The sequence below is a fragment of the Bradyrhizobium sp. SMVTL-02 genome (genome assembly GCF_051853005.1).
In the GTDB taxonomy this organism is placed as follows: domain Bacteria; phylum Pseudomonadota; class Alphaproteobacteria; order Rhizobiales; family Xanthobacteraceae; genus Bradyrhizobium.
The window spans coordinates 1,232,364-1,258,271 of sequence record NZ_CP182469.1 but is presented as its reverse complement, the minus strand read 5'-3'; the positions used below and the strand labels follow the sequence as shown (position 1 = coordinate 1,258,271).

Sequence of the window (25,908 nt, the reverse complement as noted above, 5' to 3'; positions counted from 1 at the left end):
TTTCTCCCGGCATCCAGGCTTCAGGCGGCGATGGCACGTTCGGTCGATCGCAACCGGTAGGGCTTTCCGCCGGGAGGGTTACGAGGATCGCCGTCCAATTCGCACAAGGCGTCCAGGATCTCGTCGATCGAGACGGGCCTCTTCAGTCCGGCAGGAGAGCGCATCGACGGGCAGGACGCTATCGCAGACGCATCCGACGCCCATGAGGCGAGAATGGCTCGCTTCTCGGCCACCGTTAGACCGGTATGGCGCACCACGTCCTTCGGATGCTCGAACACAGTGCCGGGGTGGAGAAGCGCGTTGAAATCAAAAACATTGTCGGCGGTCGTCGGCCGCATTTTTCCCTCCTTTGATTGACGATTAAGGGCCGCGCGACGCATCGCGCGGCGCCAACGAAGCCCGGCCTAAGCGGCTTTGGCTTCCAGCTGCTTCTGGACGTTATCCGCCGGCACACCGTTGATTGTGATGCGGCGCGGCTTCATAGCTTCCGGGATTTCCCTTACCAGCTCAATCTTGAGCAGACCGTTATCGAACCCGGCGCCCTTGACCTGCACGTAATCCGCCAAGCTGAATTGGCGTTTGAAGTGGCGGGTCGAGATGCCGCGATAAAGGAAATCGCGCTCGGCCTTCTCGGATTTGCTGCCTTCGATGGTGACCACGTTCTGTTCGGCCGTGACCGAGATATCGTCGGGCGCAAAACCTGCGACCGCCAACGAGATCTGGTAGCGGTCGTCAGCCAGCCGTTCGATGTTGTAGGGCGGGTAATTATCCTCACCCTCCCGCTTGGCCAGTTCTGCGAGGTCAAAGAGGCGGTCGAAACCGATGGTCGAGCGCCATAGGGGGGAGAAGTCGTAAGTGCGCATAGCCAAATCCTCCAAAGAGCAAGATGGTTACGAGCGGCACCGGACACGACCGGTGCCCGTCTCCTGGTCCGGGCCCATCAGGCGCCCGGGCGCCACCGTTCGGCGGCGACAAAAAAATTAGCAAAACCGTTTTTGGTTTCAAGAGGAGCCAAAAAAAATTTTGGGCGGCTCACGCCGGCAACTCCTTGCAGAGCTTCATCACGTCCGGGTCCTTTGGAGGCGGCGAAAACTGCGGGGTACGCGCGACGGCGCGATGCGAGCATATTTGCAATTTTTGATTTTCGATTTTCTTTTTGTACCAACTCGCACACAAACGGGCTCGAGCTCGGGGGTGACTAACACAGGCGTCGATTTGCAAGATGGCAAACAGGAGCCGCCGCGCGTGCCTCGCGGTTTCTCGTGACTTCAGAAGGACCCGGGCATCGAAAGTGGGACGGCCGCCGGTCCTGGACCACCTCGGCGGCTCCTTGTTTGCTTCTGAAAGTGACATAAATGGAGGGCTTCAACCGGAGCGATCAATGACTGACCGAGCGTTAATCGAGACAGTAAGTGCTTGGCGTGAAGCGAGAGACAAAAGCCCGCCTGGGTCGAAGCAGTGGAAAGAATTCGATGCCGAGCTAAAAAAGGCTGAAGCTGCACTCCACAAGCATCGGGACTGAGGTCACGACGGCAGCCGCGCCCCCGAGCGTAGACCGTCGGGGCCAGAGGATCTGGGCTATACAGCCAAGGCTCGCAATTGCTTTAGTTGAGCTTCGATGATGCTACGCTCGCTGCCGTGACGAACCTCCCGATGGTGGGACGGGCACAGGCACGCGGCGTTTTCGATGCGGTCTTCGCCGCCTTCAGCTAATGGGATCACGTGGTGAACTTCACAGTAGGGCAGCCCATCCGCAGCCATGAACTGCGGATGCTTGCACCCCGGCACTTCGCACTTATGTCCGGCGCGCTTGCGAGCAATGGCAATAACGAGAGGATCACGCTCATATACCCGCGTCGTCGATGACGAAGCGCGCGGTTGCGTGTTCCAGCCGATCGTGATCACGGATTCCAGGCCATCGTGATCACCCATTCCAGAGCATCGTGATCACCGTTTCCAGCTGATCGTGATCGCTATTTCCAGCGATCATGATCGGGGGACAACCAGGAGGCGCGCACCGCTGACAGTCTGCAACCGGGGTAGCTCGGTCTTTTGCTCAACAGCAGAGGATCGAGATGCCGACAGAGAGACTGTCCATGCGCCACATTCGCGAAGTTCTACGCCTGCACTACAGCGTCGGCATGTCGCAACGCGCCGTTGCCCGCAGCCTGGGCCTGGCCCAGGGTACGGTCAGCAAGTACGTCAACCGAGCACGCCGCGCCGGTCTGACCTGGCCGTTGCCAAAGGAGCTGGATGACGACGTCCAGCTCGAGTGCCGCTTGTATCCGCCGCCCTCCGATCGCCCCAGCGAGGAGCGTCCGCAGCCGGATTGGACGCTGGTGCATCGCGAGCTGCGGCGCCGGAACGTCACGCTGATGCTGTTGTGGGAGGAGTATTGCGACGCAAACTCCGACAGCTTCAGCTATGCGTGGTTCTGCGAGCGCTACAGGGAATGGGCCGGTCGCCTCAAGCCGACCCTGCGTCAAGTTCATATCGCCGGCGAGAAGCTGTTCGTCGACTATTCCGGCCACACCATGGAGGTGGTTGACGGGCTCTCCGGTGAGGTGCGCAGCACGCAGATCTTCGTCGCCGTGCTCGGCGCCTCGAACTACACCTACGCCGAAGCCAGCCTCAGCCAGAGCCTGCCGGACTGGATCGCCTCGCACGTTCGGGCATTTGCCTATTTCGGCGGCGTGGCCCGGCAGACGGTGAGCGACAATTTGAAGGCTGGCATCACCCGGGCCTGCTTTCACGAGCCGATGGTCAACCGGACCTATGCCGATCTCGCCCGCCATTACCGCACCGCCATCGTTCCGGCGCGGCCGTATCATCCGCGCGACAAAGCCAAGGTCGAAGTCGGGGTCCAAATCGTCGGGCGATGGATTCTGGCGCGCCTGCGCAACCGCCACTTCTTCTCGCTCATCGCCCTCAACGAGGCCATCCACGCGCTCCTTGGCGAGCTGAACGATCGACCTCTCCGGAGCTGGGGGCGAAGTCGGCGCGAACTGTTCGAGGAGCTCGATCGTCCGGCACTCACCCCCTTGCCGGATGAGCCCTACGAGTACGCCGAATGGAAGCGCTGCCGGGTCAACCTCGATTATCACATCGAGATCGCCAAGCATTACTACAGCGTTCCCTATAGCCTCGTACATCAGGAGGTCGAGGCGCGCATCACCCAAAAGACCCTCGAGATCTTCCTCCGTGGCAAGCGCGTAGCCTCGCATCTGCGCAGCACCTTGCCGCATCGCCCGACCACGATCGCCGAGCATATGCCGAGTTCGCATCGCCGCTATCGCGACTGGACCCATGAGCGCATTCGTTCCGAAGCCGCCAAGGTCGGCCCCGATGCCGAGACGCTGATTGACGTCATCCTGCGGTCGCGGCCGCACCCGGAACAGGGCTTCCGCTCGGCGATCGGCATTCTCGGGCTGGTCAAGCGCTACGGCCAGGAACGCGTCGACGCCGCCTGCGCCCGGGCCCTGCTGCTCAACGCCCGCTCGTACAAATCGGTCGCTGCCATCCTCAAGAACGGCACTGACAGAACCGCTCCTTCCGCCGAGGAGGCGCCCATCCTCTTCCACGCCAACATCCGTGGCCGCAGTTACTACAATTGAACCAGGAGACGATCAGCATGCTCATTCACCCCACCGTCGATCGCTTGCGCGCCCTCGGCCTTGCCGCCATGGCCGATACCTTCGTCGAACTGCAGAACAATCCCGAGGCGGCCGAGATGCCGCACGCCGATTGGCTCGGCCTCCTCGTCGATCGCGAGGTCACCGCCCGCGACAACCGTCGCCTCACGCGCCGCTTGAGCAGCGCCAAGCTCCGTCAAGCCGCCGCCATCGAGAACGTCGACTATCGCACCGCCCGCGGCCTCGATCGTTCGCTCTTCCAGACCCTCGCCACCTGCCAATGGATCCGCGATGCCAACCACCTGGTCATTGTCGGCCCAACCGGTACCGGCAAGTCCTGGCTTGCCTGTGCGCTCGGCAACAAAGCGTGCCGCGACGGCTTCTCCGTCCTCTATAAGCGGGCACCCCGCCTGTTCGCAGATCTTGCGCAGGCGCGCGGCGAAGGCCGTCTGGCGCGCCTGATTGCCGCCCTGGAGCGCGTCAATCTCCTCATCCTTGATGGTGTGGACGGCCTCACCTCAACGGCATCATAGTGCCAAGGCGTGGTCACCAGAGCGCCACAAAGAAGGGAGACCGTCCGAGATGAAGTTTATTAGAATAGGCGTTGATCTCGCCAAGAACTATTTTCAGATTCATGCGCTGTCTAGTGAGGATGCACCAGCCGTAAAGCGCAAGCTGACGCGCCGGACGATGCGCGAGTTCTTCTCGAGGATCGAGCCGTGCCGCGTTGGCATGGAGGCTTGCGGCTCAGCGCACTATTGGGCGCGCGAACTGAAGGACATGGGACACGATGTGTCTCTGATGCCGCCGGCCTACACAAAGCCCTATGTCAAACGAGGTAAGAACGATGCCGTCGATGCGGAAGCCATCTGTGAAGCGGTCTCGCGCCCTGCCATGCGTTTTGTGCCGATCAAGAGCGCTGATCAGCAAGCGACCCTGATGTTGCACAAGACGCGCGAGCTGCTGGTCAAACAGCGAACGATGAGCGTGAACGCTCTACGCGGCCATTTGGCCGAATTCGGTCTTGTCGTCGCCAAGGGCACCGGCCGCGTCGACGAGCTTTTAGGCCTCGCAGAAGGCGACGCGACTCTTCCCGACGCCGCTGTCCTGGCCGCGAAGGTTCTCGGTCAGCAAATTGATGCGCTCGGAGGCGCACTCGATGATTTGGAGAGGGAGATCGCCAAGGCTCACGCGCTCAGCGAGACGAGCCGTTCGCTCGGAGAAATTCCCGGCGTTGGCAAGCTTGTTGCCTCGGTAATTACAGCCAGTGTACCAGACCCAAGCGTATTCAATTCGGGACGGGATTTTGCTGCCTGGCTGGGTCTGACGCCCAGGCAAATTTCAAGCGGGGGTAAACCAACTCTCGGAACCATCACCAAGGCGGGTAATCGATATATAAGGAAGTTACTCGTTCTCGGAGCAACATCGCTTCTAAACGTTGTGGAAAAACGCCGCGGCGGCTTGCGCGACTGGATTGTCGGGCTTTTGGCTAAAAAGCCGGCGCGGCTTGTGACCGTCGCCCTCGCCAACAAGCTTGCTCGGATCATCTGGGCAATGATGAAAACCGGAGAATGCTTCCGCACCGAGATGTTCGCCAAACTTTGAGTGTCGGACAGCCGCATCGAAGAGTTATAAGCTTGGTAAGTGCAAGAAAGGCATGATGAAAGACAACGGTCGCCACCGAAAACCAGGAAAACCCGACCAGTCGTGTGAGCCTCAAAGCTCGCATCCTTGATGTGACCCCTTGGTTCTCGGACTTCATCAGGGCCAGCGGAGATATGATCCGCGCTAAAGGCCGGACATACGATCGCAGCCGTCCAAGTCGTTCGAAGTGCCAAATTGTGCTTGCCATCAGAGGCCGTCCACATACGACGACTGGGGACCCGAACCGCTCACCGCCGACCAGCGCCGTGATCTGCTTGAGATCGTCGACGATCGCTACGACAAGGGATCCTTGTTGATCACAAGTCAGGTGCCCGTGTCGCAATGGCATGACGTCATTGCCGATCCCACCCTCGGCGATGCGATACTGGACCGTATCATTCACAATGCCCACCGTATCGAGCTCAGAGGCGACAGCCTGCGCCGCCAGACCAGCGAAAGGAAAATGCCGTGAGCACCTCGCGCACGATCGTCCCGCCGGCCCACAGGCCCCTCCCGCGCGCGTCGCTACGTCGCTCGTGGGGGCACTCCGCGCCGCGCACGGGGCCCTCCCATGGACCGCCGCGACGATCTCCAAGCCAGCCAACCAGCCTTGACGAGGAGACCGTTTCCAGCAAACTTAAAACCGTCAGTTGTGTTCGTCTCCAGTGATCACGATCATCTGGAATCCGTGATCACCATCGTCTGGAACACCTGATCACCATCCCTGGAATACGCACGCGGTCGCGCTGGCCGAACAGCAAGGCCCGCATGATACCTTTCAAGAAGGTCATCCAGTGCCTGGTTTTCAAGCCTAATGGCTGCGGCCTCCGCTCGTTCCAGCGCCGCCTCTGCATCGAGCGCTGGCTCAGAACTCCCGGCGGTGGACCTCCACAGACGATTGAACTCTTGCTCGAGGTCAGCCTCACGAAGCTGGTTCGCGACAGGATCGAAAAACTCATTCCACACCCGCTGGTCGGTAACTCCCGATGCAGCGAAGCCAGCACGAGTATCCCTCGGATCGATTGACCGGAAGTTCATGACCTTGTTGTAAACGCCCGGGATCGCTCTCCCGATCAACTGGGAGACGACTGCGACAGGCGAGCCAGGCAAGCGCGATACGGGAATGCCAAGCGTCTTCAGGTAAGCCCATAGCCCCGCGACGCTCTCGTCTCGCGACCAGTCCTGCCCCGTGCGGCTCCAGAGGGCGTAGAGGCGAGCAGCATGATGCGGCGTCACCAGATAATTGGTCCCCGCCGCCATCTTCAGGTTTGGCAGGTCGCTTAGAACCGGGTCTTGAGCCAGCCATTCGCGCCGGAGGACTTCTTTTGTGGTGGCGACCCGGTTGAGCCGGAGGACTGCGCGAGGGCGCACTTCCTTCGCTTGAAGCGCATCGTTAAGCCAGAAGGAAACGGCATCGGGACTTTCCGGTCTCGGTAGGGCTGGAGCAACCACGGCGGCTTCCGCGATAATTCCGGCCACCGCCTTTGCGCTCCCCTGGGTCCTCCAGATGAACACTCGGTCACCAACCGCGATCTGCTCCGCGTACCGGGTTACGAGCCAGGGCAGTTGGGGCGGCGAGGTGCCAAGATATGCGTCGAGGTCGAATTGGTCCGGATTACCTTGAAATATCCACGTCTGCACGACGGCCCCCACAACCGAGAAAACACCGAGCTAGGCATGGAGTAACAAATTGCACAGAAGATCAAAGCGTCAACTTGACGTTGTCACCATCGCTCCATCGGGGCGGAGCCGAGGCGCCCCGAAGTCGGAAGGGCTACAGGACGCCGGACCGAGCCGCAGCGGCGGTGGCTAGGCCGTAGGGCCTAGAAATCCGCTGCTCTGAGCTACGGGCGCGACGGCCGGTCGCCCCAAAGCTCGCTCGGATTGGCTAGACACTCCGTTAAAAACCTTTGATCCATCTGCGGTCCGTTGTAGCGCCGAGGCAAAATCAAATGATTGATTTTGTTGAAGGGTGGGACTTCTGCCGGGCCCACCATCCTGAACTCTCGGTGTCCCGCCAAACTTAGTCCGAGTCGATTCCAAAGATTCACGAGTCGATTTCCAAACGATTGCGCGTCGGTTTGGCGGGATTCCAAAGAACCGCGAGTCGATATGGCAAGTTCTGAGGAGTGGAGACAACAAAAAATCCGGTAACCGTCGGTTACCGGATCACGCTACCAGCCTCTGGCCGGCGCAAAAAGGGGCAATGATAAAGCTCCAACCGTAGTCAGAGTCGAGCTGGCGCAAAGTGGCGGCTTCCCCGATCACACCATGAGGCCCATCGAGACGTCCTCACGCTCCTGGAGGTCTTTTCGAGTTCGGAACGCGCGCACTTCCGCTCATCGCGAGCGACCAGCCGCATGCCGCGGTCGAGGCCTTCCCACCGGAGGGAGCGGAACTCTTGGCGAGCGCGGCGACGACCGCATGTCCGTCCGAAACCCGCTTGGCTGCGTTACGGGATAGCAAGCCCAACCAAACAATGATCTGTAAGACCAACATGCGTTTTCCGCGCGATAGACAGCAGGGACTGTACGACAGGAGCGCTACTTGGAAATCCTAATAATTAAGTAGCTTTGCCGACCGCCGCCCCGCCGCCCCCTTCGGACGTTAGTTAAACGCTCACCTTCTCTTCCTATGATTGCTGCGGGTGGTTGGGGAAGTCGTGGGAAAGGCCGTTGCCAAGCGAGCCGCCAGGAAGAAATGGCGCACAAGCAGCAAGCCGACCTCGTCCCCAGTGACCAGTTCTCGCGCCACCAAGCGGCGACGGAGGCGCCCCAACAGCCTGACGCTCGCCGACCTCTTCCTGTGGATCACGGTCGTCGACTAATGCCTGTATCATCCCCACGGCGCGCTCGAACGAGCAGCGGTCGTTGAAGGATTCGCGGGCGCCAACATAAATCAACGATTAGCGTCATCGCGCGATGGGCGTCGCCGAACAGGTCGAAGTCGGTCCAGAGCGTGCAGCCGGCGAAGGTCACCTCGCCAACCCGGGTACACTCGTTCTCCAGGACGTGCACGTTCGTACCAGCGGCAGCCGCCTTGGCCTTCTCGAGCGTGCGGTCTACGTCCGTGCCGTACCCCTCATGATTTCCCATGACGTAGATCACGGGCCGATCCCGCACCCGCTCGAGCAGCCAGGCAACGCCGCGTTCGGCTCGAGGAATGAGGTCGCCGGCGACGACCATGACGTCGTGCGACGGACGGTCCGGCGGCGCCGGCAAAACCCAGCCGCGGGTCAGTTCGAGGTGGATGTCGGACATCATCCAGACCAACATCGCCTACTCCTCGATGCCCATAGAAGCCGGGGCGATGTGGACAAAAGCGTCGTTCTCGCGGTGGTAGCGCCGGCAGGTGATGTGGCGGCCCTCTGCGAAGTGCTGCACGATGTGCATTTTTTCGAGGCCAGCCCCGGCCTGAACCGCCGGCCGCCCTTCGGCGTGCGCCTCACAACGGGTCGTCAGCCCGGCGCCTCCGCGGAAGGCGGCCTTCCTCGCCGCAGACCTCGCAGGTCACCGCGGACCGGGCCTCCGCCAGCGCGATGGCCTCCTCGACTTGGGTGCCCGCCTCTGGAGACAGGGCGCCGTCCCAATAGACGCGGACTGTCCCGCACGTCTTCTTGATCTGGCTGAACTTGAATGGGCCGCCGTCGGTCCACGAATCCGCTTCGGCCAGCGTCAGATCGTGCGACGCGTAGCTGAACATGGGCTGGTCCGGATCCAGCAGATTGTTGCCGGTAAATCCGGCTTCGTCGCAGGAGATCAAACGCGGTAAGGCAACCACGGGCTTGCTCATTGACGGATGTTACTTCGGTGCCGCGACTTTAGACGGGAGGGCCCAATCTCGCGTCGATCGGAGAATGTCGGTGAGACGCCCGTCCATGACGGACTTTACGACGAAAGCGATGATTTCCTGCTTTTGAACGGGAGTCAGTTTGTCCCAGATCCAACGCGGCGAACCCGGCGGCGGCGCGTTCGAAGGGAAGACCCAATCCCGCGTCGAGCGCAGGATCTCGTTCAAGCGTCCGTCCATGAGCGAGCTGACGACGAAGGCGATGATCTCCTGCTGTTGGACAGGGGTCAATCGATCCCAAATCCATCGAGGAGCGTTCTCCTCTTGTAAGTCGGCAGGAACTTCGTGCTCTTTAGGAAGGTTTCTGGTGAAGAACCTGTGCACGCGATAGCCGATCGAGTTCGGCTTCTTCTGCCACGACTCGCTCAGGGCGTGAGCGCCCTCGAGGATCAACACCTGTAGAACGGTCAGGACAAAAGCTAGCCCGACGGCTGTCACTCCTTTGAGAAAGTATTCGACATATTGCATCAACACATGGTTGGAGCCGTCCGCCGTCAAGATGGAGTAGGCACCCAAACCTTGCGCGACGAAGACGCCTCCGAATGCGGCAAGAAACTTGATCAGGCTCCAGACGGCTATCTTCTCGAACTGCCAGACCAGCTTTGGCGTGGCGGCGCAGCCGGAAAGACCCGACAAAACATAGTTGAATAGCTGCGGTACTACGGCCACGATGATGACAGCCGCGACGAGGCCAAGCTCAGCCCATGTGTTTGTGAGATACTCGTGTGCCTGTTCGTAGAACCATCGCCCCGTCCAAGGGGCGAGGGATGGACTTCCTGCTGGCCTATGCATCTCAGACTAAAGGTCATTGCGGGACACGCGCGTTGTGCAGTTTTTATGACTTCGAGCACGATGCGTTTGTCGATGTCGAAAGGTTGCGTGGTTGAGATCGGTGATGTCGGGCAGCGTCCGAAACTGGAGGATCGAGCCGATAGAAGTTCACCGCGACCTCTTCCATCTCCGGCCGATTTCCCCGCGGCTGCGGCGGGCTCGCGCGAGTGCGACGCCGGCTGGCACGACCTCCTCGACACGCTCTGCATCCGGATCCGAGTAGCCGTCCGGATCCGACGCGTCCGCGCGAAGCACCCTGTCCAGATGCCGGAACTGAAAGCAGCCAAGCTGCTGAAATCGACACGCGGCAGGGCGCTGATCGAAAGCGTCCTCCGCGAGATCGAAGGACGCTACATCGTGACGATGTACGACAAGCGCTACAGCCTCGCGGCGAAACTGTTCGAATACCTGTTCGAACCGGTGCTGCAGACGAACAACGCCTTGTTCTACCGCCACAACTTCCACCGGTTCGTCGCCATGTTCTTCTTCATGCTCATGCACGACAAGTCACTCGAGGTGTTCGCACACAAATTCGAGGCGTTCATGCGTTCGTTGGATCCGACGGATGCACCAACCCTATTCGGGTCTCACGGCGCGAAGCCCATGATCGAGCAGATCCTCCGCTTTGTCCGCGGCTACAACGTCGTCATCGCGCGGGAAACGCGCGACTTGCAGAGATTGACGGGCGGCAAATGGATACTCGACCTGACCGGATCAGCGATTCCGAGCCATCTAGCGGCCTGGGGCGACCGCCACCCGCTTTTGGAGGTCGTTTGCGACGACTCGAAGCCGCTGCGGGCGCTGGCCGGGGCGTTCGACGTGATGATCAATCGTTCCGACACTGTTCGCGTCGACATGTTCGGCAAGAGCCGCACTCTTACCTGGAACATGTCGAAGCCGATCGCCTTCGCGTCGTCGGCCGGGCACGCGGGAGTGCAGATCGCGGATCTGCTGGCCGGGGTGACCACAGCACTTCCCGGCGGCGGTCCGGAGATGGCCGCGTTCGGTGAGATGGTCGAGCGGCACATCCACGAGGACTGCGTCCTTCCCGACTACAGCGCCATCGACCTGGATCAGGCAGAGGCAGCCATAAACTGGCTCGTGCTTGAGGACTTGGCTGATCGAGCAGATCGTGGGCTCGATGCGCTCGACGGGATGGAGCTCGTCTTCGCATTCGGAAAGAAGACGTTCCCCGCCTACACGGCCAGCCGTACGGGAGGATGACTGGATCCGGACGCGAACGTTGACCCTAGAGGTAAACCTGTCGCTGTTTCTGAATGTGCGGAGGTTGAATTGAACTGCACCAGCGCGAACGCCGTTTGGGAGTTCTGCAAGCAGAACGTCACGGATCGGATGAAGGTCATCACGCGGCCGCACGTGGCGATCATGGCTGGTACGAAGATCGGTAAGGGTACATTCATCGAGAACGACGGCGTCAAGGTCCTCACATGCGCGCACGTCGCCGACTGCCAGCCCCACGCCCACTACGTCGATCACGGCGCCAGCACCGAAATCCAGCCCGGCATCTGATGCGCGGACCCCGACCCTGCGGTCGATGCCGCATTCGCTCCGATCGACGCAGGCCAATGGAGCAAGATCGCATCCGCCGCCCAGCCTGTGTCCATGTCGAGATTTGCGGCGCGCCATGACCCCGTTCCGGATGAACTGCTCTTCTTCCGCGGGATCGCCGGCGAGAACGTCGCATACATCAGTGGATTGGGTGCCGACGTCATTCTCACCGGCTACTGTTCCCAAGAGATAAGACAATCCGGGGATGCGAACGTCTTTGAAATGTTCTGGGAGCCGGGCAAGACGACTGTCACTCAAGGAACCGACCATGAAGTCCGCGATCGCGTTAAGCACGATGAGCCGCCGGTTTCAGCGGCTCGCTAGTCTGGAATACGCGGTTCGTCGAGTCTGGTTGCGATCTCGGCAAATGGTCGCCGAACGACGCGGTCGTCACAGGTCTGCTTCGCCGATACGACGTCGATGCCGGGTCTCTGCTGGCGTGGGGCGTAGAGCATGTTCTGAAGTGGCTCGCTTAAGTAGTTCTGTTCGGCTTCGCTGTCGAGTAGTGGTGGACGGAGCACGCCGTCGCGATCGTCTGCACTGAGCCTCTCACGAAGAACTCGGCGCTTTAGGGCCCATATCTAGTAGAGTCGACGAAGCCTGATACTCTACATTAGGTACCGACTCGCGATTCTTTGGAAAATCGGAAAAATCGACTCACGAAGGTTTGCTTTTTCGACTCGCGAATTTTTGGCGCCCAACGAAAAATCAATGACTTAGGCGACTCGCCTTCGATTGGTCCCGACATTTTTTGTTGTCCGGCCGAAGACACGGGTAACGGACTGCACCTAAGACATAGGTGACAACCTCGCCGGTCGCTCAACGCCTCGAGCCCCTGCTCCTTCCTGGTATAGAGCTGAGCCATCTGATGCCCGCTCCAGAGAAGATGGCATTCATCTGGACCTCACTGCACCGCTCTCGGCGGCGATGGTCGCCGAGCCTTGCGCTTCGACCCCTTCCTGGTCATCGGGATACCTGCTGATTCGACGGCCTCACGAAAGAGCTTACCGAGCGACTCATACTTGGAGATGATCACCAGACCCGGCGAGGGGCAGGCCTTGATCGACTTCTGCGGCTCCGGATGCATTGGCAAGTAGACCGGCATCTTCCGTTGGCTCTTTTCCTTCATGAGGTGGACGATGCCGTGCCGGGGTCCTGCCTGCCAATTAGCGCGGCATCTCCGCCGCGGTCCGATATAAAGATAGACATCAGATACCAGGCGCTCGTTGAGAGCTCCTGCTTCAGCAGGCGCATCACCTCCTGGCGCGAAACATAGACCAACCAAATTAGGCGGGCACTCTTCATTGCAGCCTTGGTACAATTTAAGACCGCTTCGGTCAGCTTTTACAGAACTCTCCACACAGTACCCGACCCGTGGTATGGGACGTGGTGCGCGGATTAAGGTCCACTTACGGCCTGAACTCACGCCCCGTTTTGAAGCGCTGTCCAGAGACGGATGAGCGTGGGGCCGTTGTTTGATACGCCTTGCGCGCACACGCCCTGCAATAGCTTTCACCCGGAAGCACCGGCGCCCCGAAAAATCGAAACTCCGGCGAGGCCGGATCCCCGATCGGCCAGCGGCATGAACTCGGCTCAAGCTCTGCCAGAGTGAGATATCGGGCCAGTGGCACGATCTCTGCGATGACCTTTACCTGCTCGTCGACACGGTCGATCTCGGGCGAGGCCAAGGCCAGATTGCCACGATGCCGAACGTTGGCCATGGGACCAAACCGTGATGATCGCTGGAGACGGGGTGAAGGCGGGGCTCGCGGTTTCGTCGCGGTTGTCACTCGGCCAGAAAGACCGAGACGATGAACCTTCCCGATCACGGCATTTCGCGTGACGCCGCCAAGCTGGGCAGCGATCTGGCTCGCGCTTAGCCCTCCCGCCCAAAGCGACTTCAGCCGTTCAATACGCTCATCGGTCCATCCTGCAACTGACATCGCGTTCTCACCTGCGCATCTGCAACGGGGCGGTATGACGATCCACTGAAGGCTACCGAGAGCACCATGTTATGTTATAACATAACATTTGGATAGCCCGAGGCGGCTCCGCTTTCAAGCCCGTCAAGGTACTGATTGCGGCTTATCCCCAACGCCTGAGCGCTTCGCGGAAAGCGACCGTGGCAATTGCACGCCGCTTCGTATGCAAAAGCCTCAAGACCGGGGCGCCCCATCCTTGTTTGAAATCCGACTCTGTCACAGCCCCTGAAGGCACGGAGGCAAATTCTTGGTCGGCAGTGCAACGCTCTTCGGGCCGAACACTCGCACGCTGACACTCTCGTCTGCACACAAGGGCAAAGGATGTTTGAGCTTTTGCCCACACGACAACCGTCGTGATCGACTGCCGGACGGCGGCGATCACACCGGAGTTAGTCGGACAGCGGAGATATGAAAATCTGATGCAATACCGTTGGTGTTCTAGCGTCATCAAACAGCACTGTGACGCCGGTGCTCCGAAGCCTGACTAGGATAACCGTACCTGACTTGTGAGCTAGATCGGGGTACTGAAGAGCCCCAAGCCCGCTCATCTTAAAGCGAGTCCCGGCAAGAATGGCAATCTTGCGAGAATCCGGGGAAGCTTCGATCCGGGAGTATGTTTGGCTGACGTGATCCGATGTAAGCTCGACTCCTTGCCCTCTCGCCTCTGGAATTTCTGCCAACCTATCCGCATGGGGTAGTGTAAGGTGAGAACTGATATTGAAGTAAGGATACCTTCCTTTAATCCGCGGGTGAAGTACGGCCGCAACTTCAACATCTGACGATGAGATGTATCTGCCGCCCCACTGTTCAATGATGTGTTTGATCGGGTGGCTTCGCTTCAACGGTGCTTTCGTTTTGGTTTGCGCATCAAGCCATTCGTAGGCGATCTTGATGCAGTCGTCATGTTCGTGCGCGTTGACCTGTCGTTGATAGCGGACGTGCTTCTTGGCTTCCGTGATCTGTTGGGCGGTGAGCATGGTCTCGATGATTCCTCCAGCTGGTTCGATGAAAGCAGAGTCAGCCTCAATCCACCCTGGGTCATTTTTTATTGTGCACATCAGTTGTTTTTCTGACGGTGATAGCCGGAAGAATAGCACCAACCCGCAATTGGAGTATTACCAAAGCCGGCAGTTCTCCGCAAGCCTCTCGCCTGATGCCCGCCAGCGTACGTCCTAGACGTGAGGCCGGCCTATTCCTGTCAAATCGAGCGAATGGGCGAACGTTATCGTCGCCGAAGCTGCTCGAACAGGTCGCCTTGCGAGCAGCAGACGGGCGGACCCGACAGCGCCCTGAACCTACCGGGTCCGCCCGCAGCATCGCCGCCCCTGCAAGACCGGCGATGCCTTCCCGGTGAAGCAAGCAGCATGCCGCCTTAACTGACCTCTGCCTGACGGATCCAAGACACAAATGTCTGAAACCCGACGGGCACCTTGCACGCACTAAAGAGAGCAGCGCGGGCGAGACCGGACGTCCGCGGCGAGAGGACAGTGTCCCTGTCCGCCCGCGCTGCCGGAGAAATTAGCGGTCGCATGACACCGTGCCTAAGGCCACACGCCCCTAACTTCCATAGTCGACCATCGCTGAGCACGATGGCCGACCAGCCGCGGGGTGAAGCACCCCACGCATTAGCGTGTTTGGCACATTTCGTGCCAATGCAACAAACGAGTTGCTTGCGCCGGATGGATAGACCGACGTTTGGACCACCCAAGCGCAGGACTCAGTAGGCGTCGAGGCATTCGGAACCCGTTGGTTTCCCTGGCGGTGCATTTGGACCATGATTGCCATGTGATCATCTTCTCCATCAACTCCCAACTTGGTAATTGACTGAGGCCTTGAGGAGCCGCCGGGCGGACGAAAGGGCATGTGATCTCGGCAGTGGATGCTCTCTGCGGTGATCAAAAGGCTTGACCTGAAAACGTCTAAGGACAGAAGAGCCCTTAATCTCGCTCAATCTAAGCGGTCCCGAAGATGAGCTATCGGTCTCGCGAAACTCCGATTGGGCTTCGATCCGAGAATACGCTTGGGTAACATCGTTCGACGTAAGCCGGAGTGCCTGGGCTCTCGCTCTTGAAGATCTGCCAACCGACCATCACGGGGTTGCGTAAGTCGAAATTGATATTGAGGATACGGTCCTTTGAGGGTGATGCCCCATCTTCGCGATCTGTCTGGCAAACCGTCGAGCACTCTTCGCGCATCAGAAGCAAACACGTAGCATCAGAATTAGCGGTGCGTTCATACTCCTCGATAGCTTTACGCAGGGGCTTTTCGGAGAGCCTCCACCCAAAGTCGCAACTTGTTCTCCGCGAAAGACTCAAACAGGCTCAGAACGTCTACGGCAAACGACTGCATCGGTCTGCAATCCCACCTCGCTCGATCGATTAGAAGTAATTCCACCTGCTCTTGGCTGCCGAGATCGAGAAGGTACTTCTGTTCCCATTTTTCTTCGAACCAATAGTTAATGATCGTCAAGGGCGTCATCGGCTGATCGAAGGTCAACCTCTGTGCTGGCCCAACTGGTTTTGTGCGCGGAAACACATTGAGCAGCCACGCTGCGACTTCGGGTTCGATCGTCGTCATCGGCCAGGGGATCGACAGAGCAAACCAATCTCATTTTGGCAATGCTTTCCGCGCAGCCTCGAACGAGATCTTTCGAATCTGCAAGATCACGCCAGGAACGGGGCATAGGTCTCGATACGCTTGGCTAGGAAAGATTGCGGCTCCCAATCTTGCGCCTCGCGCTTCTCGAAAGTGATGATACCGCGGTTTAACTCGTCGACCGAAAGCTGAACGCACCACAACTCACCCTTGCCCGTTCGTTGCCACCGTCTGCCCCATGCGATCGTATACTCGTCCTTCCCTTCATCAGAACGGCGTTTAGCCTATAATAGAGACAACAAGCTCTCCAACTTAGGCAAGTTTTCGAAGGTGAAGTCATCACCGGCGTTTGCCCGCCGGCGTCTTGCGAAGCTCCAGAGCCTCATCTTCATCCCTCGCTACGTATCCGCTCGTGAGCTACCTTCGCATGTTTCTGGTCAATGGAGATCAGTGCGATGCGCGTTGGGCAGCCCGCCAAGTTGAGTAGCTTCTACTGTCTTCAGCAACAGTTTGCGCAAAAACTCTGGTTCAACCTGAATTTCATTCCCGTCACACGCTCGAGCAATGGCGGTGAATATTTTACGAACATCGTAAGTGGAGTTGAACACCTCCGGGATCCCGCGTTCGATGTTGAGAAGCGTGTAAGCCGCCTCCATCGCAGTGCGAACCGAATACTCAGTTGTGAATACACAATCTCGCTCGGCCGACTCGGCGAATTGTCCAATGAAAGCGAAATTGACAGCTCCTTTTGGTACAACATCTGGTCGGTCGCCCGCCTGTCTCGGCATAAAAAGTGAGGTGACGTAGGGCATCATGACGGGAACCGCTTTTGCGCCCGTCTCGGCGAGTTGCGGTATGTCTCCAACGGGCACACCAAGATGATAAAGCCATTCTTGTGTAACCTCCGCGCCTGTGCAGTCTTGCATGGGCTTCTTCACGAAATCACCGGGCTTGTCCACAAAGAGAGAATAGAGCCATATGATGATTTGGTCTCTTGGCTGATTCTTGAAGTGCGGCTGGCGGTTCACCGTCCAACTGAGCAGCCAACTCGAGTCCATCGCGGTAACGATGCCTCCCGTGACGATCTTGCCGCTGAACGGATCGCGTTTGGCAATCTTGCGGATAAATTTCGGGATGCGCGCGTCCAAGGTCGTGACGGTCGCAGATTCCCACTTGCTGGCATGGATGTTGCCGCCGAAAACCTCCGGGCGGCCGAACGCAGTGTTCTTTGCCGCGATACGTCGCCACAGGTCCCAAGCCGGGGCAGGCCCTTCATTGAGCTTGGCGGGCGTTTGATGGTCGCCGGTATCGGAGTTCTCCGTCAACGACCCAATGGTCACAAAGACGAGATCGTCAGCGCAAAGGTCAATTCCGCCGCTGACGCTGTCCCTCTGGTAGCTGATGCGCGTGGCCTGCTTGAATCCCGGCCGAATCTCGAAATCGACGTCGGTGACTTCAACACCGAATTGAAAGAAGACACCCTGCCCCGCCAGCCATTTGCAGAGTGGAAGAATAAGAGATTCATATTGATTGTACTTCGTAAACTTCAGTGCACTGAAATCCGGAAGCCGGCCAATGTGATGAATGAATCGATGCAAGTACAGCTTCATTTCCAGCGCGGAATGCCATTCTTCGAAGGCGAACATTGTGCGCCAGTAAAGCCAGAAATTGCTGTTCAGAAGATCCTGCCCAAAGACGTCATCGATGCGTTTGTTCTCCATGTCCCGAGGGCTAGCAAGAAAGACGGTTATCAACTCTCTTTGCGCGTTGGCGGTCAGGTTGAAAAGGCCATCGGTATGAGCATCCTGCCCCCGATTCACCGTCGCTCGTTGTAACGAGTAGTTTGGATCATCCTTGTTCAGCCAGTAAAACTCGTCGAGCACGCTGGCGCCTTTCATTTCGAGCGATGGGATCGACCTGAACAGATCCCATAGACACTCGAAATGGTCCTCCATTTCCCGCCCCCCCCGAATGACGAATCCCCTCTCGGGCTGCTTGGTGCCGTCGAGCGCACCGCCCGGCAGCATTAACCGCTCGAGGATTGTGATGCGGTTGCCCGCCAGATGTCCATCGCGAATGAGGAAGGCCGCACCGGCAAGCGCCGCCAGGCCGGCACCGATGAACCAAGCGGTCTTTTTGTCTGCAGTATCGGGCTTACGGGGACGGGCAAAGGCTTCGTAGTTTCCGCTGCTATAATACATGGCGTGTTCTCCGTTGGTCAGGTTGTCTGATGTCACGAAAACATGCTCTCCAGTGCCGCGCATTTATGCGGAACACCGATCGTCAAGCCGCCATCGAGCACAATCTCGGCACCGGTCATGTAACTGGACGCGTCGCTAAGCAGGAACGCGACCGCCTGAGATACTTCCTGCGGATAAGCTGCCCGGCCCAATGGAATCGGAAAAAGAGCAGGATCCAAGTTCTCGCTCATCGCCGTGGTGACAAGCCCAGGATGAACCGAGTTCACGCGTACGCCATAGGCCGCGCACTCCAGCGCAGCAGACTTGGTGACGCCCCGCACGCCGAACTTGGAGGCGACATAAGCATGAAGGCCAGGACTGCCCCGCAGTCCCTCGATCGACGAGACGTTGACGATCGAACCTCCGCCGGCGCGCCGGATTTCTGGTAAGGCGGCCTGGATGCCGAGGAATACCCCCGTTAGATTAACCGCCAGGGTCCGGTTCCATTGATCGAGTGGGAACTGCTCGATCGGAGCCATGCTGGCAACACCCGCATTGTTGACGAGCCCGTTCAACGCACCAAAGGTGCTCACTGCGGCCGCAACAGACGTTGCCCATGATTTTGGCTCGCTAACATCCTGGTGCACGTAGATAGCGGCATCGCCCAGCTCGGAAGCGACAGCCTCTCCGTCTGCATCAAGGACGTCAGTGAGTACGACTCGAGCGCCCTCCGAAACCAGCAAACGAGCATGGGCCGCTCCCATCCCACGCGCTGCGCCAGTCACCAGAATGACTTTTTCGCTCACTCGCCCCATGACATTGTCCTTGTCTCGTGCCATCGATCAGTGTCAATGCAGACCCTGGTTGAAAGAGACGCCGCGGATCGTGCTGCCATTACAACAGCCGCGAAGCTTGGCGCTTTGCAGCGCGATCGCCGCCACTAACCCGTCGATATCGGTGGGATAGCCATTGCAAGCGCAGTTGCTTCGACTCGCCAAAGACCTCAAAAAATACATGATGTTCTCCGGCAGGATCAGTGAGCGAGGGAATATCCGATTCAGCTAACCAACAGTCGACCATTGGGCGGCGACAGATTCGGATGCGGCGCGATGGTTCGGAACCATGCACCCTGGAATCGCTTCGGAGTGCCGCCGCAACATGGATGCCACTCCTATGCTCTGCCTATCCGGGCTCGGCGCTGCGAACTTCAGTGCGACAAATCACTAGCAGCAATGCGCATGCCAGGAACAGACAGGTCGTCTAAACGAATCTAACGATTAATCCGTCGCGTCGCAGCGACCAAGTCGGGCATCGTGTTCGATTTCCGACCCTATGGGTGCAACACGACATCGGTTGAGACGGGACGCAACAAGAAATGCGCAGCTCAAGGCCGCACTTACTTTGTCCGGATTGCAAGCTTGCTTCTGAGTGGCCGAGGAATAGTCCCGACATCATCGTCTGCCGCTTTATGGCCAAAGCGCCGCTGTAGACTGACGGTTCACGCGTTCGAAATGAGCTCGATCGCGTGAAGCCGGGAATCGTGTTCCTTGTAAGTGCTAAGCACGATCTGGCCAACGCATTGCTTTAATCTCGCTGCGCGTCTTCGACGAAGTCGCAGCGGAATTTTCAGCTTTTGCAAGCTCCCCAGGGCCGCAAATCCACGCTGCTGCCGCGCCTCATCCCGACGCACCGGCTGCGCCAACGCCGCGCATCCTGGCGTTGCCTTCGGAGAGCCGAAGAAGGTGGCGGTGCGATTCGTGAGAGTGAGATGCAGCAGCTCGCGGCGGCTTCACAGCAGCGTGGCATGACCCGAACCGGATGGGTCGTCGCGCTGGTGCGCTCGAGGTTGGGATCACCCGTACAACTTCGCCAGACGAACATGCCGCATCCGCTGGATCGGCGGTACTTTCATCTGCTCCAAGAGCCTGTTCAGCTGCTCCGCTGTCCAGCACTCCGGGGCATGCGTCGTGATGAGGTTTCGCAACTTCGGCTGCGACTTTCCGTCATCACGTGCCGATCCTCTGTTCGTTGTTAGCACGGTCTATGGCTACGATCCTGGCTACGGCTTGCCGAAACACCGCTACTTTCAGAACCGGAGCCGTCAGGTCCGCTTAGCCGGGCGGCACGCCCCACAGGCGGAGCCGGCTAAGAGAGGCGACGTATGTCGCACCGCGCTGGCCAGCCCCACATGCCCTAGCAGCACCCGGATGATGCACGCGTGAGACCACTTTTTCCACAATGGCTCGCGAATGTCTGCCGCCAAGCAGCATAGGGCTCTTCAGGCAGTCTCGATCCATGCGCGCCCGCTGATGCGACGCTACCGACCTCACCTCAGCGTGCTTGCGGTAAACGCGCTCTGTAGTCCACCTCGCTTGGCTGCTCACGGCAGTACTCAACTGCTCCCCGTTTTGACCGGACACCGGCGTTAGCCGGAGGTAGGCATAGTCCTAGGCATACGCCTATGCCCGAGACGTTTTCGAAGTTGGAAGTCATCACCGGCGTTGCCCGTCGCCCGAGCCTGGTCTTCCGATGGAGACGTCTGATGAGCGAAGGGGCAAGGAAGCGGAGCGGGCGGATGAGGATGTGGTCGCCGCATCCGAGGTCGGCGGCTGGAGCAAGGGGTTCGAGACCTCGAACGCATGCTCGGCCGCAAGACCCTGGAGGACGAGATCCTCAGGGAGGCTCTTGACCTTGCGCGGGTAAAAAAAAACGACCTTGCTGTCGCGATCGCTGGCACGGGAGGATACCCCGTGAAACGGATCGCAGAAACCCTCGGGGTGGCCCGTTCCAACCTGGTTGAGCGATTTGACGGCAAGCGTCCGAAGCGCGGTCCCCAAATCCGCGCCGGGGATGCCGAGCTCACATCTGATGCCCGGCGCCTGGTGGATAGCCGGCCGAGCTATGGATACCTCCGCGCTCCTCAAGCGCGAGCGGCGATCCGACGGCCATGATCCCGTCAACGCCGAGCTCGTCTACCGGCTGATGAAGAATGGCGGCTTGTTGCTGGCCCGGCATAAAGGACGCTGCATCCGAGGACCCATGATATGGAACGATCATGACAAGCCGCTCTAATGAGCGTTGGTGTTCGGACGCGCTCGAGTTCACCTGCTGGAATGGCGAGATCGTGCGGTTTGCTTTTGCACTGGACAGCCATGACAGCGAGGTCATCAGCTGGTGGCAACAACGGCGGGGATCTCCGGCGAGATGATCCGGGACATGATGGTCCGCTGTGTCGAGCAGCGGTTCGACGACATGCGCGCTCCACGCAAGGTGTTTGGCTGACCGACAATGGCACACTTTTCGCTGCCTATCGCACCCTTGAGATTGCCGCGGCCCTCAACCTCGAGCCTTGCTTCACGCCGGTCGAAAGCCCCGAGAGCAACAGCATAACAGAGCCGTTCGTGAAGACCTTCAAGCGCGACTATGTTCGTGTGAACCCGATCCCTGACGCTCGCACCGCGCTGCTGCGGATCGACAACTGGATGGAGGATTACAACTCAGAACACCCGCATTCCCGGCTGGGCTACCCCTCGCGGCGGGAGTACATTGCATCACTCAAACCAGCCGAGCGTCCGGTCTAACGGGGTCAACTCCACTATCACGATTTGGACCGAATTTCGCTGCCGGGCCGTTCGATTGCCGTACACACGCTTCCAGCGCGAAGTGTCAGTACGCAAATCATCATATTGGGCCTTCATGATTGATTGCACGTTCGGCCGTGCTGCAGCGGGTCAGTTCATTCAGCAGTGGCGTTGAGCTGACCTGTGATGTCTCAGGATGTTTGCAGCCAGAGAGACTGAAAGCCGCCACGCTCAAAGACGATCCGCTCCCGCATGCCAAAGCCGGGCCGAATTAAGACGGGAAGCAGCCGAGGGCCGCCTTGCTGAAGACGGCCGCAAAGACCTTCCCTTCGGGTCGACGATCAACTCATCGACAGCCCCAAAGTAGTCACTTCGAGATCACGGCCCAATGGTTGACGTCAAAACGCACCCCGCCCGGGGACGAGGTTATTTCAACGCCGTATTGGACGCTCCCGACGGTTATGTCCCCAAAGTATCCTTTTGACCTTATCCATTGCAGAATACTCTTGATATCCACGGTCTCACTGTTGGTCTTGGAAGTGCGCAGGAACGAGATGACTTTGTGATTGTTCCAGCCCTCAAACACGTTCCAAGTCGCTCCGCCTACGTTTACGCCTGTGTAGACCGGGATTGCGGCAGTCCCTGACGAATTATATTTGTAAGAAATGGGCTTAACATCGCCGCTTCCGTCGGGATTCCCGGTGTAATTGGTCCAAAGCATTATTTCGTAGGCATTTGAGCTGGCCCAGATGTCGTAGGCGAAGTTCCAGCGGCCCGTAGTCGGGACGGTCTGATCAAAGCTTGAACTCAGGCTCTCGATCGCGCTCAACGGTTTCCCGACATTCAAAGCCTCGTGGGGATAGCTCTTGATGCCGCCGGTATCCGGTTGATTCGACCACACGCTCCATTGACTGACCGAATGGACTGAGATGGTTTGAGGCCCAGCACCTTGACCATATATGTCGTTATTCCAGGAATATCCATTAAGAGAAAAAGTGCCGTATTGATCGCTCGAAGTCCAGATCGGCCCTTTCGCGGATGCTGGGAATAGCGCAATCATTACCGCAAAAGGCAACGCAAGTACTTTTACCTTCAACAACCGAGACATTCTAATCTCCACTGAGGCCTGCCCGCCAATGAACCAAAAGCAAGCAAAAGTGAGGCCAGTCCCAATGAGGTTGATGCCTACGGGTCAGGCGCCGCGGCGGAGATCATCGTAAGCAGCCGAAAGCGCGTGATCGGATGTTCGCGTATGAGTTCCGGTGCCCCTAATCGCAAACTACATCTGCAGCAAACCTCCGTAATTGATCGGCAGAGGCAATAGAGAGCTTCTGTTTTGCAGGTGCCTTTCTCGTCATAAGCCGCGCGTCCGTGACAAGCACGATGCTCGGTTCGGTCTGCCCTGAGATCATTCTCGGAGTCCTCCGATGGCTCTTTCGAAAGCCTATCACTGGTCATAAATCGTTCACGAAGCGTGGCGCATGCTCGATCGCGTCTCTCGGCAACCAACGCGCCAGACAAACATACTATGCAAGACCACAAAAAATAGTGTGCTTCGACACCGCCCCAGCGCACTACTTTTCGGATGTCCATGTGGAGCAACGAATAGGAGAAGGCACGCGCAACGGTAGAAATGCACGCGGCTTTGCTCTGGCATGATCGCCTCTGTTGACTAAACAATGTTGAGCGATCTCTGAGTCTGACATTGCTCGCGTTGACCCGTGTCAATGACCGTCATGTTGGGCGACCACGGAACGCGGTTATCGTTACGCGTCCATCCTCCAGGAACAGTGTGCGTCAGGATGTAGTGGAACGCCTTGGCAAGGTCGTGACCCGAGACAGCTCAGCGACCTGCTCGCGCATGTCGGAAGGTTTTCGGGGCTGGCTCAACATTGGGCGCTCCTCGGCGCTCTCGCCGTTAGTGGAGCATTCGATCTCGAAGAGCGCATCGATCCGCCGCACGATCGCGATCGCGAGATTTGCTTTTTCCGGCGCGCACAGGGATGTCGACACAGCGCACAATGAGTTTTTGAATGTCTCCACATGACCATCACAGAGGACGATTTTCCGCGTCTGGCGGCGCGAACAGCGCATTCCTTGTGCTTTCGTCGGTTCGCATATTTTCGGATGCCAAACTCATGCACGTAACCTGATTTTCTCATATCCGAAGTTCTGGACGGGCCACTGCTTCGAGGAGGGCCGACCAAATTGATCCTGTGCTTCAAAAAAGACTGCATCGCGAAACCGCTTATTTTTGGGGCGGCCGAGATGCGCGGGGTGCAAACTCGTCAAAGGAGCGCCGCCTATTGACGATGCGTCATCAGAAGGGGCTAACGATCCGGCAATGCTCTGCGATACGCCAGAGGTCGTCCGACGCAGTCGGCTCGATCCGGTGGAAGCCACCGTCAACCCCGCCGGTGCTGGCACGGATGTTGCTACTAAGGCTCAGCAATACTGAATGACTCCGCAGTGCACAAAGACGCGAGACAAGCAATGCTCCTTCCGTGAACCCATGCGCTCCTTTCCTAAGAGGAAGATCTTGCTGCTGATGCTATGGAGTCTCGTCGCACTTGGCGTGGCGCAACCGATATTCACCGCGGAGCTCGCGGGCAGCCCATTAGCATCGCCACCGGTCCCGGCCAGATCAGAGATCAGCGCGGCGCAAAATATTGGGCAACCTCAGGCAATCGTTTTGGAGAGTAACATGGTGCTGGGCTTAGAATCGCCAGCTCCTCCGATCAAGGTGGAGAACTGGCTTCGCGGCCAACCCCTCGCGAGCTTCCAGCGAGGGAGAGTGTACATCGTCGAATTTTGGGCAACTTGGTGCGGACCGTGTGCGGCGGCGCTGTTACATCTGGTGCCGCTACAAGAGAAGTACAAAGATAGCGGAGTTGAGGTCCTAGGACTCGCAACTCATGAACGCGCTGGGACAGCGGACGAGGCCCGAAGCAAGTTGGACGCATGGCTAACCGAAAGGGTACCGAATCTCAACTACCGGATTGGTTTCGACTACACAGGCGAAATGAACAAGCTCTGGATGGATCGCAGCTTTTCTGTCGGGATTCCCACCTCGTTCGTCGTCGATCGTGACGGCCACATCGCCTTTATCGGTTCTTTGACGCTGCTCGACGACATTTTGCCGAAAATTCTGGACGGCGCGTGGCGCACCAGCGATGAAGCTAAAGCCGCCGATACAGAGAGGATCGCCAAAGGCGAACGCCTCGCCAAACTGGCGACCGCGCTGAAGGCGGGAGATTGGGCCAAAGCGCTTTCGGCCGTCGAAGAGGCCGTCGCTGTGATGCCGGACGGCCTTCACTTCCGCGTGCTCCATGCGGATCTGTTGCTTCATAAACTGCGTGACTTGCAGTCCGGCTTGCCGGTCATGCGGCAATTTGTTCGGGACGCGATCGACAGCAACTCTGAGCTATGGATGGAAGGGGCGCTGCGCCAACTCTTCAATCCGGCGAACGACAACTCGCACTTCCCGCGGGCCGAACGCCTTAAGATGGGCAAGGAGTTGTCCGAAAACATTCTGGTGCTGAATCCTCCGCAACGGGAGGACGGCTTCAAGTACCTGACCTATCCGGCGGTCGCTCAGTATTATTACGAGAGCGGCAACAAGGATCGCTCGATCGAGTTGGTCGAGGCGGCGCTGAAGTCGGTAGATAGTTCTGAGCAGATCCCGGTTGAACTGAAACAGCAAAAAATCTCGTTATTGGTCCAGGCGCTGGCCAACTACAAGGGTGAGAAGGCTTGCTACGGCGCTATTTGCGCAACTCCGCAAGACAGTTTTCACAAGGCGTCAAATTGACCTGCCACCGCGGAATTTCCTCGAGATGAAGTTAGATTCGGCCCCGCGGAAGGACAAATGAAGCGACGAAGGAAGAAATGGGGTATCCGGTCGCGATCGCCTGACCTCTTCGCCGCACGGCACGTTTTGACTGCCGATCATGGGCCAGCTCCATACGAAGGAGAACAGTCATGGTCTAGTTTCGCTAGAATTCCGCTGCGGTATGTGCAGTGGACGAGACCGGAGAACCCACCC

General features: G+C 58.6%; 23 protein-coding genes and 3 pseudogenes. 9 read left to right on the top strand and 17 right to left on the bottom strand.

Annotation, left to right across the window (positions count from 1 at the left end):
* Positions 1-20: 20 nt before the first annotated feature.
* From ACNJYB_RS06055 to ACNJYB_RS06040, 4 genes are all read right to left on the bottom strand, one after another.
* Positions 21-338, bottom strand: a complete 318-nt coding sequence (locus tag ACNJYB_RS06055; RefSeq protein WP_439373154.1) for a hypothetical protein — start codon at positions 336-338, stop codon at positions 21-23.
* Positions 339-404: 66 nt separating this feature from the next.
* A complete protein-coding gene (hspD, locus tag ACNJYB_RS06050; RefSeq protein WP_439373153.1) occupies positions 405-863 on the bottom strand; it encodes a small heat shock protein HspD in 459 nt (152 codons plus the stop codon).
* Positions 864-940: 77 nt separating this feature from the next.
* Positions 941-1,174, bottom strand: a complete 234-nt coding sequence (locus ACNJYB_RS06045; RefSeq protein WP_439373152.1) for a hypothetical protein — start codon at positions 1,172-1,174, stop codon at positions 941-943.
* Between the two features lie 404 nt (positions 1,175-1,578).
* A complete protein-coding gene (locus ACNJYB_RS06040) occupies positions 1,579-1,932 on the bottom strand; it encodes an HNH endonuclease (RefSeq protein ID WP_439373151.1) in 354 nt (117 codons plus the stop codon).
* Positions 1,933-2,075: 143 nt separating this feature from the next.
* Between ACNJYB_RS06040 and istA the strand changes: the two genes are divergently transcribed.
* The 4 genes and pseudogenes from istA to ACNJYB_RS06020 all read left to right on the top strand — a co-directional run.
* Positions 2,076-3,614 (top strand): IS21 family transposase, encoded by a 1,539-nt coding sequence (istA, locus tag ACNJYB_RS06035; protein WP_439373150.1) that lies wholly within the window; start codon positions 2,076-2,078, stop codon positions 3,612-3,614.
* Positions 3,611-4,165: an ATP-binding protein gene (locus tag ACNJYB_RS06030; RefSeq protein WP_439373149.1), complete on the top strand. Its 555-nt coding sequence runs from the start codon at positions 3,611-3,613 to the stop codon at positions 4,163-4,165. Before istA ends, ACNJYB_RS06030 begins: the two co-directional genes overlap by 4 nt.
* 49 nt (positions 4,166-4,214) lie before the next feature.
* The gene (locus tag ACNJYB_RS06025) at positions 4,215-5,237 is read left to right on the top strand and encodes an IS110 family transposase (RefSeq protein WP_439373148.1); all 1,023 of its coding nucleotides are present in this window, start codon (positions 4,215-4,217) and stop codon (positions 5,235-5,237) included.
* A 265-nt stretch (positions 5,238-5,502) separates the two neighbouring features.
* Positions 5,503-5,748: pseudogene (locus ACNJYB_RS06020) on the top strand (ATP-binding protein); the annotation flags it as partial.
* 203 nt (positions 5,749-5,951) lie between these two features.
* On the opposite strand, the gene ACNJYB_RS06015 reads toward ACNJYB_RS06020, so the two are convergent.
* The 4 genes from ACNJYB_RS06015 to ACNJYB_RS06000 form a co-directional block, all read right to left on the bottom strand.
* A complete protein-coding gene (locus ACNJYB_RS06015; protein WP_439373147.1) occupies positions 5,952-6,917 on the bottom strand; it encodes an EVE domain-containing protein in 966 nt (321 codons plus the stop codon).
* Positions 6,918-8,086: 1,169 nt separating this feature from the next.
* Positions 8,087-8,551, bottom strand: a complete 465-nt coding sequence (locus ACNJYB_RS06010) for a metallophosphoesterase (RefSeq protein WP_439373146.1) — start codon at positions 8,549-8,551, stop codon at positions 8,087-8,089.
* A 169-nt stretch (positions 8,552-8,720) separates the two neighbouring features.
* Positions 8,721-9,068 (bottom strand): hypothetical protein, encoded by a 348-nt coding sequence (locus ACNJYB_RS06005; protein ID WP_439373145.1) that lies wholly within the window; start codon positions 9,066-9,068, stop codon positions 8,721-8,723.
* A 9-nt stretch (positions 9,069-9,077) separates the two neighbouring features.
* The gene (locus tag ACNJYB_RS06000) at positions 9,078-9,794 is read right to left on the bottom strand and encodes a hypothetical protein (RefSeq protein ID WP_439373144.1); all 717 of its coding nucleotides are present in this window, start codon (positions 9,792-9,794) and stop codon (positions 9,078-9,080) included.
* A gap of 183 nt (positions 9,795-9,977) precedes the next feature.
* On the opposite strand from ACNJYB_RS06000, the gene ACNJYB_RS05995 reads away from it, so the two are divergent.
* The 3 genes from ACNJYB_RS05995 to ACNJYB_RS05985 all read left to right on the top strand — a co-directional run bounded on the left by ACNJYB_RS05995 (position 9,978) and on the right by ACNJYB_RS05985 (position 11,849).
* On the top strand, positions 9,978-11,180 hold the full coding sequence (locus ACNJYB_RS05995; protein WP_439373143.1) for a hypothetical protein: 1,203 nt from the start codon (positions 9,978-9,980) through the stop codon (positions 11,178-11,180).
* A 69-nt stretch (positions 11,181-11,249) separates the two neighbouring features.
* Complete coding sequence (locus ACNJYB_RS05990) at positions 11,250-11,486, top strand: hypothetical protein (RefSeq protein ID WP_439373142.1); 237 nt, start codon at positions 11,250-11,252, stop codon at positions 11,484-11,486.
* A 93-nt stretch (positions 11,487-11,579) separates the two neighbouring features.
* A complete protein-coding gene (locus ACNJYB_RS05985; protein WP_439373141.1) occupies positions 11,580-11,849 on the top strand; it encodes a hypothetical protein in 270 nt (89 codons plus the stop codon).
* 580 nt (positions 11,850-12,429) lie between these two features.
* Here the strand turns inward: ACNJYB_RS05985 and ACNJYB_RS05980 are convergent.
* From ACNJYB_RS05980 to ACNJYB_RS05950, 7 genes are all read right to left on the bottom strand, one after another.
* A complete protein-coding gene (locus ACNJYB_RS05980; protein WP_439373140.1) occupies positions 12,430-12,654 on the bottom strand; it encodes a hypothetical protein in 225 nt (74 codons plus the stop codon).
* 280 nt (positions 12,655-12,934) lie between these two features.
* Positions 12,935-13,468 (bottom strand): GcrA family cell cycle regulator, encoded by a 534-nt coding sequence (locus ACNJYB_RS05975; protein WP_439373139.1) that lies wholly within the window; start codon positions 13,466-13,468, stop codon positions 12,935-12,937.
* Positions 13,469-13,896: 428 nt separating this feature from the next.
* The gene (locus ACNJYB_RS05970) at positions 13,897-14,484 is read right to left on the bottom strand and encodes a hypothetical protein (protein ID WP_439373138.1); all 588 of its coding nucleotides are present in this window, start codon (positions 14,482-14,484) and stop codon (positions 13,897-13,899) included.
* 1,273 nt (positions 14,485-15,757) lie between these two features.
* On the bottom strand, positions 15,758-16,084 hold the full coding sequence (locus ACNJYB_RS05965; RefSeq protein ID WP_439373137.1) for a hypothetical protein: 327 nt from the start codon (positions 16,082-16,084) through the stop codon (positions 15,758-15,760).
* A 455-nt stretch (positions 16,085-16,539) separates the two neighbouring features.
* A complete protein-coding gene (locus tag ACNJYB_RS05960; protein ID WP_439375472.1) occupies positions 16,540-18,303 on the bottom strand; it encodes an oleate hydratase in 1,764 nt (587 codons plus the stop codon).
* Between the two features lie 32 nt (positions 18,304-18,335).
* Positions 18,336-19,121 (bottom strand): glucose 1-dehydrogenase, encoded by a 786-nt coding sequence (locus ACNJYB_RS05955; protein ID WP_439373136.1) that lies wholly within the window; start codon positions 19,119-19,121, stop codon positions 18,336-18,338.
* 9 nt (positions 19,122-19,130) lie between these two features.
* Entirely contained in the window at positions 19,131-19,298 is a 168-nt protein-coding gene (locus tag ACNJYB_RS05950) for a hypothetical protein (RefSeq protein ID WP_439373135.1), read from the bottom strand.
* A 1,415-nt stretch (positions 19,299-20,713) separates the two neighbouring features.
* Here ACNJYB_RS05950 and ACNJYB_RS05945 point away from each other — a divergent pair.
* Positions 20,714-21,863: pseudogene (locus ACNJYB_RS05945) on the top strand (IS3 family transposase); the annotation flags it as partial.
* A gap of 367 nt (positions 21,864-22,230) precedes the next feature.
* Here ACNJYB_RS05945 and ACNJYB_RS05940 read toward each other — a convergent pair.
* Together ACNJYB_RS05940 and ACNJYB_RS05935 are read right to left on the bottom strand one after the other, a co-directional pair.
* The gene (locus ACNJYB_RS05940; protein ID WP_439373134.1) at positions 22,231-22,971 is read right to left on the bottom strand and encodes a glycosyl hydrolase; all 741 of its coding nucleotides are present in this window, start codon (positions 22,969-22,971) and stop codon (positions 22,231-22,233) included.
* Between the two features lie 650 nt (positions 22,972-23,621).
* Positions 23,622-23,840, bottom strand: a pseudogene (locus ACNJYB_RS05935) (IS66 family transposase); the annotation flags it as partial.
* Positions 23,841-24,567: 727 nt separating this feature from the next.
* On the opposite strand from ACNJYB_RS05935, the gene ACNJYB_RS05930 reads away from it, so the two are divergent.
* A complete protein-coding gene (locus tag ACNJYB_RS05930) occupies positions 24,568-25,674 on the top strand; it encodes a TlpA disulfide reductase family protein (protein ID WP_439375471.1) in 1,107 nt (368 codons plus the stop codon).
* The last annotated feature ends 234 nt before the right edge of the window (positions 25,675-25,908 follow it).